The organism is Pantoea sp. SM3640 (assembly GCF_015654165.1).
GTDB classification, from domain to species: domain Bacteria; phylum Pseudomonadota; class Gammaproteobacteria; order Enterobacterales; family Enterobacteriaceae; genus Pantoea; species Pantoea vagans.
Window position 1 is genome coordinate 1,373,989 of sequence record NZ_CP064872.1, and the last position, 12,145, is coordinate 1,386,133.

14 protein-coding genes and 1 pseudogene are annotated in these 12,145 nt (G+C 59.8%); all 15 read left to right on the forward strand.

Going from position 1 to position 12,145, the window contains the following annotated elements:
• Positions 1 to 95: 95 nt before the first annotated feature.
• A pseudogene (locus IV493_RS06210) lies at positions 96 to 215 on the forward strand (phosphonate metabolism transcriptional regulator PhnF); the annotation flags it as partial.
• A 618-nt stretch (positions 216 to 833) separates the two neighbouring features.
• Complete coding sequence (locus IV493_RS06215) at positions 834 to 1,547, forward strand: bacteriorhodopsin (RefSeq protein WP_195857924.1); 714 nt, start codon at positions 834 to 836, stop codon at positions 1,545 to 1,547.
• Positions 1,544 to 2,353 (forward strand): Brp/Blh family beta-carotene 15,15'-dioxygenase, encoded by an 810-nt coding sequence (locus IV493_RS06220; RefSeq protein WP_195857925.1) that lies wholly within the window; start codon positions 1,544 to 1,546, stop codon positions 2,351 to 2,353. Before IV493_RS06215 ends, IV493_RS06220 begins: the two co-directional genes overlap by 4 nt.
• Positions 2,354 to 2,586: 233 nt before the next feature.
• The gene (gene phnF, locus IV493_RS06225; RefSeq protein WP_013358341.1) at positions 2,587 to 3,300 is read left to right on the forward strand and encodes a phosphonate metabolism transcriptional regulator PhnF; all 714 of its coding nucleotides are present in this window, start codon (positions 2,587 to 2,589) and stop codon (positions 3,298 to 3,300) included.
• The gene (phnG, locus tag IV493_RS06230) at positions 3,300 to 3,746 is read left to right on the forward strand and encodes a phosphonate C-P lyase system protein PhnG (protein ID WP_013358340.1); all 447 of its coding nucleotides are present in this window, start codon (positions 3,300 to 3,302) and stop codon (positions 3,744 to 3,746) included. Before phnF ends, phnG begins: the two co-directional genes overlap by 1 nt.
• A complete protein-coding gene (phnH, locus tag IV493_RS06235) occupies positions 3,746 to 4,321 on the forward strand; it encodes a phosphonate C-P lyase system protein PhnH (RefSeq protein WP_195857926.1) in 576 nt (191 codons plus the stop codon). Before phnG ends, phnH begins: the two co-directional genes overlap by 1 nt.
• Complete coding sequence (locus IV493_RS06240; RefSeq protein ID WP_195857927.1) at positions 4,321 to 5,397, forward strand: carbon-phosphorus lyase complex subunit PhnI; 1,077 nt, start codon at positions 4,321 to 4,323, stop codon at positions 5,395 to 5,397. The genes phnH and IV493_RS06240 overlap by 1 nt, the downstream gene beginning before the upstream one ends.
• Positions 5,390 to 6,238 (forward strand): alpha-D-ribose 1-methylphosphonate 5-phosphate C-P-lyase PhnJ, encoded by an 849-nt coding sequence (locus IV493_RS06245; RefSeq protein WP_110330551.1) that lies wholly within the window; start codon positions 5,390 to 5,392, stop codon positions 6,236 to 6,238. Before IV493_RS06240 ends, IV493_RS06245 begins: the two co-directional genes overlap by 8 nt.
• The gene (gene phnK, locus IV493_RS06250) at positions 6,228 to 6,989 is read left to right on the forward strand and encodes a phosphonate C-P lyase system protein PhnK (protein WP_195857928.1); all 762 of its coding nucleotides are present in this window, start codon (positions 6,228 to 6,230) and stop codon (positions 6,987 to 6,989) included. The genes IV493_RS06245 and phnK overlap by 11 nt, the downstream gene beginning before the upstream one ends.
• A complete protein-coding gene (phnL, locus tag IV493_RS06255) occupies positions 6,990 to 7,703 on the forward strand; it encodes a phosphonate C-P lyase system protein PhnL (RefSeq protein ID WP_195857929.1) in 714 nt (237 codons plus the stop codon).
• Positions 7,700 to 8,836, forward strand: a complete 1,137-nt coding sequence (gene phnM / locus IV493_RS06260; RefSeq protein WP_013358334.1) for an alpha-D-ribose 1-methylphosphonate 5-triphosphate diphosphatase — start codon at positions 7,700 to 7,702, stop codon at positions 8,834 to 8,836. The genes phnL and phnM overlap by 4 nt, the downstream gene beginning before the upstream one ends.
• Positions 8,836 to 9,372 (forward strand): ribose 1,5-bisphosphokinase, encoded by a 537-nt coding sequence (phnN, locus tag IV493_RS06265; protein ID WP_033733101.1) that lies wholly within the window; start codon positions 8,836 to 8,838, stop codon positions 9,370 to 9,372. The genes phnM and phnN overlap by 1 nt, the downstream gene beginning before the upstream one ends.
• A gap of 56 nt (positions 9,373 to 9,428) precedes the next feature.
• Positions 9,429 to 10,199 (forward strand): phosphonate metabolism protein PhnP, encoded by a 771-nt coding sequence (gene phnP, locus IV493_RS06270; protein WP_195857930.1) that lies wholly within the window; start codon positions 9,429 to 9,431, stop codon positions 10,197 to 10,199.
• Positions 10,200 to 10,277: 78 nt separating this feature from the next.
• On the forward strand, positions 10,278 to 11,108 hold the full coding sequence (phnC, locus tag IV493_RS06275; protein WP_147789707.1) for a phosphonate ABC transporter ATP-binding protein: 831 nt from the start codon (positions 10,278 to 10,280) through the stop codon (positions 11,106 to 11,108).
• Between the two features lie 26 nt (positions 11,109 to 11,134).
• The gene (gene phnD, locus IV493_RS06280; RefSeq protein ID WP_033783438.1) at positions 11,135 to 12,061 is read left to right on the forward strand and encodes a phosphonate ABC transporter substrate-binding protein; all 927 of its coding nucleotides are present in this window, start codon (positions 11,135 to 11,137) and stop codon (positions 12,059 to 12,061) included.
• Positions 12,062 to 12,145 lie beyond the last annotated feature (84 nt).

The following is a 12,145-nucleotide window of genomic DNA, read 5'->3' on the forward strand; positions in this document are numbered from 1 at the left end:
CTTCCTTCAGGCTAACCCCATCTCTCAGGCTAACCCCATCACGCAGCGTCTTATCACTGCGTTCCCACTCTGCAACCCGTGAGGATTTCATCGGGATGGCGTTATTTAGGCATCCGACCATTGTCTATCAGGCTGTTGCCGCAAAGCTGGAGCAGGCGCTGAAAGAGTGCTACCGCTGCGACGACTATCTCCCTTCCGCGCAACTGCTGGCAGAACCCACCGCAGAATGTCAGTATTACCCTGCTTAAAAGATTATTCTCTCTGTGAAAAGCCTCAGTTTACGCATTTACCCCTTAAAAGCGTTCGGGTATTTAATATGCGAAATTTTTTATTTTTTTCATCACTTTATTATCTCTCTCAGAGAATAAGAATGGGTTTTATTGATGTTGTTTCAACTTTATGAGAGATCGCACCACATCATTCTCATAGCGTGCAGTTTTAAATTTACCATTAAAAAATAAAATTATTGCAATTTTTTTAGCTTGTGCAAAGGCCAGGGTTTGCGGCTTGTATGTCATTTTTTTGATACTAAAATCAATTGTTTAGGGTGGTATTGTGTATTATCTGTTCATAAAGATTTGGTAGGGAAGCGAAACGCTGAGAAACACAACTTTACATTGGTTTTTATATCGACTGCTCAAAAAGCTCACAAAAGACGTTAATTTAACTTTATTATTTTAAATTAAAAAGCGTGATTTTCTCCCAGCAAGCACAATAAAAATATCGTCATATACTGTCAGCATATTCTTTGAGTGAATATAAATGGTTTTTAACGATAATTCATCACTGCATTGCTGGCCCGATTCGGGCGTCTTAGTACAGGAGAGAGATAAATGGATCAAACCGCATTCATGATTGGGTTTTCGGTGATGGCAATCGCATCACTGATTATCTACGCGACGGGCGACAAGAAATATCCCTTTGGTCACCATACACTCGTGCACGCATCCGTCCCGTTTATTGCTGCCACTGCCTATCTGGCTATGGCGTTCGGGTTAGGCAACCTCACGCTGGACAATGGTACGGTAGTGTATCTGGCACGTTATGCTGACTGGTCAGTGACAACACCTCTCTTGCTGGCGGGGCTGGTCATGCTGGCTTTCCATGAACAGGGTAAGCCGGGAGAAATGGGCGGCTGTCTGACGGCCATTATTGTGCTGGATGTGATGATGATCATCACCGGCCTGGTCTCTTCTCTGGCGGAAACCTCTGTCGCGAAATGGGTCTGGTATCTGTGGTCATGCGCGGCATTTCTGGGCGTTGTTTATTTGCTCTGGGGACCGCTGCGTGCCATAGCCGCTACGCGGGGTAACGCGCTGGCAGGCGCCTACAACAAAAATGTGGCCTTGCTGACCATCGTATGGTTTATCTATCCGATCGTTTTTCTGGTCGGTCCGGAAGGACTCAGGATCATCACTGATGCAACATCGGTCTGGGCATTCCTGATTCTGGATATCATCGCAAAAGTTTTCTATGCCTTCTACGCCGCGGCTAACGTGAAGAAAGCCCTTTCTCATGCCGTGCCTGTTGGTGCAGTACGGAGATGACAGGCCAGGGGCGGTTCGGATGGGCAGGACTCTGGGGGGCAGCGCTGGCTGCCTCTTTCAGTCCCCTTGCGGGCCAGATACTGTTTGCGACCGTAGCGATTGGCCTTATCGGCATGGCGCACGGTGCCAGCGATCTTGACGTCGTTAAACGCGAGCGTCAGTTCCCGTTCCTTGCCGCCTATGGGCTGGTCATTGTCCTCTGTCTGTTCTGGTGGCACGGTGCGCCGGCACTGGCGCTGCCCATTTTTCTCCTGGCCTCTGCCATACATTTTGCACTTGAGGATGCCCCTCATGGATGCAGCATTGAACGCCTGGCGCGGGGAATAAGCATGATAGCGACGCCAGCAACACTCCATTTGCAGGCGTTCAGCACAATTCTGCATGAGGCGGGGCTGGGATTTTCATTGCCAGACTCTTTTGCTATGGGTATTGCCCTCACAGGGGGACTCTGTGCAGCAGGCCTTATTTTTGTGGGCTTACTCCGCCGGGACAGGCGTCTTCTGGCCGGTACACTGGCGTTATTACTCCTTCCGCCTTTCGTCGGTTTTTCAATGGGCTTTCTGATTTTGCATGCGCTCCCGCAAACCCGGCAGCGGCGCGATCGGCTGGGGTGCAACAGTACCATCCGCTACCTGCAAGCGACATGGCCGATACTGACAGCAGCAATCCTGTTGGCGGCAGGCACCATTGTGCTAATGCATCCCACGGACAAAGCGGGTATTCAGTCACTCTTTACTGCGCTAGCCGCACTGGCAATTCCACATATGCTTATTACGCCCTGGTTTGAATCCCGGCATCAGGTGTGAAGCCATTGTGCTGCACTCTGACTACGTTATCGGGAGAGCAGGGCCGATTGCTTCATGCTGAACACTATTTTCATAAACCTCTGAGCCTTAACGTCCCTCTATCCTGACTCTCACATTCACCTCTCCTTCACCCCCGCGTCACCGTTCTGTCATCTGCTTCCCTCAGGCTAACCCCATCCCGCAGCGTCTTATCACTGCGTTCCCACTCTGTAACCCGTGAGGATTTCATCGTGATGGAGTTATCCAGACATCCGACCACTGTCTATCAGGCTGTCGCCGCACAACTGGAGCAGGCGCTGAAAGAGCGCTACCGCTGCGGCGACTATCTTCCTTCCGAACAACAACTGGCCGATCACTATGAGGTGAACCGCCATACGCTGCGTCGGGCTGTCGATGAGCTGGTGCACAAAGGGCTGCTGCAGCGCCGTCATGGCGTTGGCATTCTGGTGCTGATGCGCCCGTATGACTATCCGCTGCATGCCCAGGCGCGCTTCAGTCAGAACCTGATGGAGCAGGGCAGTCACCCAACCAGCGAACGGCTGCTGGCGGTGCTGCGTCCGGCCAGCAACGACGTTGCCAATGCGTTAGGCGTAAAAGAGGGCGACAACGTCATTCATCTGCGCACCCTGCGCCGCGCCAACGGCGTGCCGCTCTGCCTGATCAACCATTTCCTCGCCGACCTTAGCTGGTGGCCACAGCTGCAGCAATTTAACAGTGGATCGCTACACGACTTCTTAGTCGAGCACACCGGCAAGCAGCTGGTGCGCACCCAGACGCGTATCAGCACCCGCCGGGCGCAGGCCAAAGAGTGCCGTCAGCTGGATATCGCGCTGCATGCGCCACTGCTCTGCGTGCGGACCCTCAACAAAACCAGTGATGGCGCACTGGCGGAATACTCCGTCAGCCTGACGCGCGGCGACATGATCGAACTGACTCTGGAGCACTAATGGAACAGCAAACGGATCGTCAGCGCTGGCTGTCGGTGCTGGCGCACAGCAGCGCCGCCCTGCTTGAACAGCACTGGCAGGCGCTTAACCTCCAGCCCGAATTCACCCTGATTCGTCCGGCAGAGATCGGGCTGACGCGGTTACAGGCGCGGATGGGGGCCACCGGCAAACGCTTTGTGATGGGCGATGCCACGGTGACGCGCGCGGTGGTGCAGCTGGGCGACGGCACCCTGGGTTACAGCTATCTGCTGGGGCGAGACAAAGCCCATGCAGAACGCTGCGCCCTGTTGGATGCATTGCTGCAGCAGCCGGAAACCCGGCCCCTGCTGGAAGAGAAGATTATTACCCCGCTGGCGGCGTGGCGCGATGAGCAGCGACAGCTGCGCGCCCGTGAAATCGCCAGCAGCAAAGTGGATTTCTTTACGCTGGTTCGCGGAGATAACTGATGACATTACTGGCAAGTTTTAACCATCCGGTCGCGGATGCACAGCGTGCGTTTCGCCGCATTCTCAAAGCGATGAGCGAACCGGGCGTGATGGTCTCGCTGCCGCTGCAGCAGGGCTGGGGCGCACTGTCACCGGCGGCCACAGCGCTGCTGCTGACGCTGGTCGATCAGGAAAGCCCGGTCTGGCTGGATGCGCAAATTGACAACGAACAGCTGCGCAACAATCTGCGCTTCCATACCGGCGCGCCCATCACCACGCAGCAGGATGCCCCGTTCGCGCTGAGCCATGCGGCGGCGCAGCCGGATCCCACGCAGTTCGCGGCGGGTGACAACCTGTCGCCGGAAAAAAGCACCACGCTGATCATCGAAGTGCCGTCGCTGAATGGCGGATTGACGCTGCGTCTCTCCGGGCCTGGCCTGCGGGAAACCCGCGCCATTGCGCCACAGCTGCCGGAAAGCGTACTGCAATACCTGCGCACCCGTCCGCATCCCTTCCCGCAGGGCGTGGATCTGATCTTCACCTGTGGCGAAGCGATCATGGCCGTGCCGCGCACCACCGTTGTGGAGGTGTGCTGATGTATGTCGCGGTGAAAGGGGGCGAAAAAGCCATCTCAAATGCCCATCAGTTGCAGGCCGATCTGCGACGCGGCGACAGGGCAGTGGCCGAACTTGGCTGCGATCAGGTGGCGCAGCAGCTGGGGCTGGCGGTGGATCGGGTGATGACCGAAGGCGGAATATACGATCCGGAACTGGCGGCGCTGGCGATCAAGCAGGCCAGCGGCGATCTGGTCGAGGCGATCTTTCTGCTGCGCGCCTATCGCACCACATTGCCACGCCTGGCGGAGAGCACGCCGCTGGCGACCGGGGCGATGCGTATCGAACGCCGCATCTCGGCAGTCTATAAAGATCTGCCGGGCGGCCAGGTGCTGGGTCCAACCTATGACTACAGCCACCGGCTGCTCGACTTCACCCTGCTGGCTAACGGTGAAACGCCCGCCGCGCCGCGTGACGATCGATCGGTGCCTGACCAGTGTCCGCACATGTTCAGCATGATGACTGAGGAAGGGCTGGCCGCTGGCGAGGTGGATGACGGCAGCGAGCCGGTTGATATCACCCGTGAACCAGTGAGCTTTCCCGCCTCACGCGCCGCGCGGCTGCAACAGCTGGTACGCGGCGACGAAGGTTTTCTGCTGGCGCTGGGCTATTCAACCCAGCGCGGCTATGGCCGTACCCATCCGTTTGCTGGCGAGATCCGCACCGGATATCTCAGCGTCAGCATCTGTCCCGAAGAGCTGGGTTTTGAGCTGGAGATCGGGGAACTGCTGCTGACGGAGTGTGAAATGGTCAACGGCGTCGCCCACAGCGATGACGCTGCGCCGCAGTTTACCCGTGGCTACGGGCTGGTGTTTGGCCGCGCCGAGCGCAAAGCGATGGCGATGGCGCTGGTGGACCGGGCGCTGCAAAGCCGCGAGCAGAATGAGCGCGTGACCAGCCCGGCGCAGGACGAAGAGTTTGTGCTGTCGCATGCCGACAACGTCGAAGCCGCAGGCTTTGTCTCGCACCTCAAGCTGCCGCACTACGTCGATTTTCAGGCCGAGCTGGAGTTGCTGAAACAGCTGCAGCACGATTATCAGGAGCGCAACCATGGCTGAACTCACGGGCTATAACAACGGCTATCTCGACGAGCAGACCAAACGCACCATCCGTCGCGCCATCCTCAAAGCGGTGGCGATCCCCGGCTATCAGGTGCCGTTCGCCGGACGCGAGATGCCAATGCCTTACGGCTGGGGCACCGGCGGCATTCAGATCACCGCCAGCGTCATTGGCGATCAGGATGTGCTTAAGGTGATCGATCAGGGCGCAGATGACACCACCAATGCGGTGTCGATCCGCCAGTTCTTTAAGCGGGTCAGCGGTGCGGCGACCACCGAACGCACCGCCGATGCCACGCTGATCCAGACCCGGCACCGCATTCCGGAAACGCCGCTGGAAGAGGATCAGATCCTGATTTTCCAGGTACCGATCCCGGAGCCGCTGCGTTTTATTGAACCGCGCGAAACCGAGACCCGCACCATGCATGCGCTGGAGGAGTACGGCATCATGCAGGTGAAGCTGTATGAAGACATCGCCCGCTACGGTCATATCGCCACCACCTACGCCTATCCGGTCCGGGTCAACGATCGCTACGTGATGGATCCGTCGCCCATCCCCAAATTCGACAACCCGAAAATGCACATGATGCCCGCGCTGCAGCTGTTTGGGGCCGGGCGCGAAAAGCGCATCTACGCCTTGCCGCCTTATACCCGCGTGGAGAGTCTCGACTTCGACGATCACCCCTTCACCGTGCAGCAGTGGGAAGAACCCTGCGCGCTGTGTGGCTCGCGCCACAGCTATCTCGATGAGGTGGTGATGGACGATCAGGGAACGCGGATGTTTGTCTGCTCCGACACCGACTTTTGCCATCAGCAGCAGGAACAGCAACATGCACAGTGAACAGCCGCTGCTTGCGGTGAACCAGCTCACCCATCTTTATGCGCCGGGCAAAGGGTTTGAGCAGGTCAGTTTTGATCTCTGGCCCGGCGAGGTGCTGGGGATTGTCGGCGAGTCCGGCTCCGGTAAAACCACGCTGCTGCAGAGCCTGTCGGCGCGTCTGACACCGCAGCAGGGCAGCATTCTTTATCAGAATCGCGACCTTTATCAGATGAGTGAAAGCGACCGCCGTCGTCTGCTGCGCACCGAGTGGGGCGTGGTGCATCAGCATCCGATGGACGGGCTGCGTTCGCAGGTCAGCGCGGGCGGCAACATCGGTGAACGGCTGATGGCAACCGGGCAGCGCCACTATGGCGGCATCCGCGCTGAAGCGAGCCGCTGGTTACAGGCGGTAGAGATAGACGCCGGGCGCATCGACGATCTGCCGACCACCTTTTCCGGCGGAATGCAGCAGCGTCTGCAGATTGCCCGCAACCTGGTGACGCAGCCGCAGCTGATGTTTATGGATGAGCCGACCGGCGGGCTGGATGTCTCGGTGCAGGCGCGTCTGCTGGATCTGCTGCGAACGCTGGTGCGCGAGCTGAATCTGGCGGTGGTAATAGTCACCCACGATCTCGGCGTGGCACGACTGCTGGCGCATCGCCTGCTGGTGATGAAACAGGGGCGGGTGGTGGAGAGCGGTCTGACCGACCGCGTGCTGGACGATCCTCATCATCCTTACACTCAACTGCTGGTCTCTTCGGTGCTCAATTAAATGACGAATCACACTCCGCGCCTGCGGGTCGAAAATCTGTGTAAAACCTTTGTGCTGCACAACCAGAACGGCGCGGCGCTGCCGGTGCTGCACAACGCCAGCCTGACGGTAGGCGAGGGCGAATGCGTGGTGCTGCACGGTCACTCCGGCAGCGGCAAATCCACGCTGCTGCGCGCGCTTTATGGCAACTATCAGCCCGACAGCGGCCACATCCGGGTTGCCCATCAGGGCGAGTGGATCGATATGGCGCAGGCATCAGCGCGCCAGATTATCGCCCTGCGCCGCGACACGCTGGGCTGGGTGAGCCAGTTTCTGCGGGTGATCCCGCGCGTGCCGACGCTGGAAATTGTGATGCAGCCGTTGCTGGAGCGCGGCGTCGACCGTGAATACTGCGAAGCGCGGGCCGCCGAACTGCTGACCCGGCTGAATGTGCCGCCGCGTCTCTGGTCGCTCGCCCCGTCCACCTTTTCCGGCGGTGAGCAGCAGCGGGTGAATATCGCACGCGGCTTTATCGCCGACTATCCGGTGCTGCTGCTGGATGAACCCACCGCCTCGCTCGACAGCGTCAACAGCGCGGCGGTCGTGGACTTGATTGAACAGGCGCGCGCCCGGGGTGCCGCCATCGTCGGTATTTTTCACGATCGGGCAGTGCGCGAGCGGGTAGCCGACCGGCTGCACCTGATGCATCCGATCGACACAGGAGTGCAGGCATGATTATCAATAACGTCAGACTGGTGCTGGAAAACGAGGTGGTGACCGGATCGCTGGAGTTTCGCGACGAGCGCATCACCAGCTTCAGCGAAACCACCAGCCAGCAGCCGGGTGCGCTGGACGGCGAAGGGGCCTGGCTGCTACCGGGGCTGGTGGAACTGCACACCGATAACCTCGACAAGTTTTTCACCCCACGCCCGAAAGTGGACTGGCCCGCGCACTCGGCGATGAGCAGCCACGATGCACTGATGGTCTCAAGTGGGATTACCACCGTGCTGGACGCGATTGGCGTGGGTGATGTGCGCGACGGCGGGCACCGGCTGGATAACCTCAGCAAGATGATCGACGCCATCCGCGACAGCAACCGTAAAGGGCTGAACCGCGCCGAGCATCTGCTGCATCTGCGCTGTGAACTGCCGCATCCCACCACCGCGCCGCTGTTTGAAGCGCTGATGGGCACGCCGGAGCTGGCGCTGGTGTCGCTGATGGACCATTCGCCGGGCCAGCGTCAGTACGCCTCGCTGATCAAATATCGCGAATATTATCAGGGCAAATATCAGCTCAACGACGCCGAGATGGATCAGTTCGAGCATGACCAGCTCACCCTGGCGGCGGAGTGGTCGCAGCCCAATCGTCAGGCGATTGCCGGACTGTGCCGGGAGCATGGCATCGCCATCGCCAGCCACGATGATGCTACCGCGGCGCACGTGGAAGAGTCTCACGCGGCAGGCAGCCGCATTGCGGAGTTTCCAACCACGCTGGAGGCGGCGCGTGCCTCGCGCTATCGCAACATGCAGGTGCTGATGGGCGCACCCAACATCGTGCGCGGCGGCTCGCACTCCGGCAACGTCGCCGCCTGGGAACTGGCGTCACACGGGCTGCTGAACATTCTCTCCTCCGACTATTACCCGGCCAGCCTGCTGGATGCGGCGTTCCGGCTGGCGGCTGATGAGCGCAACAGCCTCGGCATGGCGCAGGCGATCGCGCTGGTGACCTGTAACCCGGCCCGCGCATTAGGTCTATTCGATCGCGGCGTCATCGCCGAGGGCTGCCGCGCCGACCTGGTGCTGGCGCACACCGCCCACGGCTATCCGCACGTGCGGCACGTCTGGAGCAAAGGCCGGCAGGTGTACTGATGGCACGGCTGATCTGGCTTACCGGTCCCTCCGGCTCCGGCAAGGACAGCCTGCTGGATGCGCTGCGGGCGGCACCGCCGCCCCGGCTGCTGATCGCCCATCGCTACATCACCCGCGCCGCCGATGCGGGCGGTGAAAATCATGTGGCGCTGACTGAGACGGAGTTTGACCGTCGCGCCGCACTCGGTCTGTTCGCGGTGAGCTGGGAGGCGCACGGCTTCCGCTACGGCATTGGCTGCGAGACGGAACAGTGGCTGCTGCGCGGGCAGAATGTGGTGGTGAACGGGTCGCGGCTGCATCTGGCCCAGGCGCAGGCGCGGTTTGGATCGCAGCTGCTGCCGGTCTGTCTGCAGGTGACGCCCGCAGTGCTGGCGGCGCGACTGCGCCAGCGCGGGCGGGAAGATGAGGCGGAGATTGCCCGACGGCTGGCGCGCGCTGCTCAGCCACAGCCCGATGGCTGCCTGATTCTTAACAACGACGGCGCGCTGGCGGAAACCGTCTGCCAGCTACGCCAGATACTGGAGGCGCATCAATGACACCTGGCACCCGCGGAAACCGTCCTGCAGCGACATCCGTAACCGGAGACGCATCCATGAAACTCACTTTTCTCGGCACCGGCGGGGTGACGGCCGCGCCACTGCCGGGCTGCGACTGCCGCGCCTGCCAGCGGGCGCAGCGCAATAGCGCTCATGCGCGTGCACCCTGCTGCGCGCTGATCGCGTTCGGCCACGAGCGCATCCTGCTGGATGCCGGTCTGCCGCTGCTGGCGTCGCGCTTTCCGCCCGGCACGCTGACGCGCATTCTGCTGACCCATTACCACATGGATCATGTGCAGGGCCTGTTTGCGCTGCGCTGGGGAAAGGGTGGTCCGATTCCGGTCTGGGGGCCGCCCGATCCGCGCGGCTGTGACGACCTCTACAAACACCCCGGCCTGCTCGATTTCCGTCCCGCCTTAACGCCGTTTGTGGCGCACGCCTTTGGTGAACTGCAGGTCACGCCGCTGCCGCTGCAGCACTCGAAGCTGACGCACGGCTATCTGTTCGACTGGCACGACACCCGGCTCGCCTGGCTGTGCGACACCTGCGGACTGCCGCCCGACACCGCCGACTTCCTGCGCGGCCAGCCGCTGGATCAACTGGTGATTGACTGCAACGATCCCCCGCGTGCAGAGGCGGGTAATCACAATGATGTGACCCGGGCGCTGGCGATTGCGGCGCTGCTTCAGCCGCGTCAGACCTGGCTGACCCACCTCAGTCATGAGATGGATAACTGGTTAGCGGAAAATCCGTTGCCGGAGGGTGTGCAGCCTGCCCGTGATGGTCAGACGCTGCTGTGCGGTGCGCACTGGCCTGTCACGGTTTGATCATCTCGCTGTCATCCCGCGTTCATCGCGTCACGCCTTAATAACCGGCAGACGCAATCAGCGATGACGGAGAACAGCATGGCACAGGCACTTCTGAAAACGGTGGTCGATAACGATGCACCACCGGCCAGCCTCAGCGGACAAAAAGTGTTGTCGGTGCAGAAACTGAGCAAAGCCTATGGCGACACCCAGGTGCTGGATCAGGTCAGTTTCGACCTGCACGCCGGTGAGCTGGTGGCGGTGATTGGCCGCTCGGGCGCGGGTAAATCAACCCTGCTGCATATGCTCAACGGCACGATTAATGCCACGTCCGGCGCGATTATCAGCCTGCATGAAGGCGAAGCCGATCGTAACGTGGTCACGCTCAGCAGCCGCCAGATGCGCGAATGGCGCAGCCAGTGCGGCATGATCTTTCAGGACTTCTGTCTGGTGCCGCGCCTCGACGTGCTGACCAACGTGCTGCTGGGCCGTCTGAGCCAGACCGCGACGCTGAAGTCCTTCTTTAAAATCTTCTCTGACGAGGACCGGGCGCACGCCATTGAACTGCTGCAGTGGATGAACATGCTGCCGCAGGCGCTGCAGCGGGCGGAAAACCTCTCAGGCGGGCAAATGCAGCGCGTGGCGATCTGCCGCGCCCTGATGCAGAACCCGAAAATTCTGCTGGCCGATGAGCCGGTGGCGTCACTCGACCCTAAAAATACCAAACGCATCATGGATGTGTTGCGTCAGGTCAGCGAGCAGGGGATCAGCGTGATGGTCAACCTGCACTCGATTGAGCTGGTGAAAAGCTACTGCACCCGGGTGATTGGCATTCAGCGCGGCGTGGTGCTGTTTGACGGACATCCTTCCCGACTCACCGACAGCCTGCTTCACCAGCTGTACGGCGATGAACTTAACCAAATCCATTAACGTCCACAGCAAGAGAATAATTCCGAATGAAACTGACTTCTTTAGCACTTCTGACCAGTGTCATGGCGTTGGGTGTCAGCGCAGCGGATGCGCCAAAACAGCTTAATCTGGGGATTCTGGGTGGGCAGAACGCCACCCAGCAGATCGGCGACAATCAGTGTGTGAAGACCTTCTTTGATAAAGAGCTGGGTGTGGATACCCAGATGCGCAACGCCTCAGACTATTCGGGCGTGATCCAGGGCCTGCTGGGCGGCAAGATCGATATGGTACTGAGCATGTCACCAGCCTCGTTTGCCTCGGTCTACCTTCAGGACCCGAAAGCGGTGGATGTGGTCGGCATCGTAGTCGATGACAAAGATCAGTCACGCGGCTACCACTCTGTCGTCATCGTCAAAGCGGACAGCCCGTATAAAAAGCTGGAAGACCTGAAGGGCAAATCGTTCGGCATGGCCGATCCCGACTCGACGTCCGGCTTCCTGATGCCCAACCAGGCGTTTAAGAAGATGTTCGGCGGCTCGGTGGATGACAAATATAACAACACCTTCTCCAGCGTGACCTTCTCCGGCGGCCATGAGCAGGACATTCTGGGCGTGCTGAACAACCAGTTTGATGGCGCGGTCACCTGGACTTCACTGGTCGGTGACTACAACAGCGGCTACACCTCTGGCGCGTTTGGCCGTCTGATCCGCATGGACCATCCGGACCTGATGAAGCAGATCCGCATCATCTGGCAGTCGCCGCTGATCCCCAACGGGCCGGTGCTGGTCAGCAACAAGCTGCCCGCTGACTTCAAAGCGAAAGTGGTGTCGGCAATTAAAAAGCTGGATAAGGAAGATCACGCCTGCTTCGTGAAAGCGGTGGGTGGCCAGCAGCATATCGGTGAGGCGACCGTTGCTGACTATAAAAGCATTATCGACATGAAGCGTGACCTGATGAAAGGCAGCCGCGGCTAAGCCGACGACGCCCTGACTTTCCCCGCCGAGACGGGGAAGGCGGGACGCGGCAACCCCGCCTGCGTCCCGCTGCTTTAGCGCCGG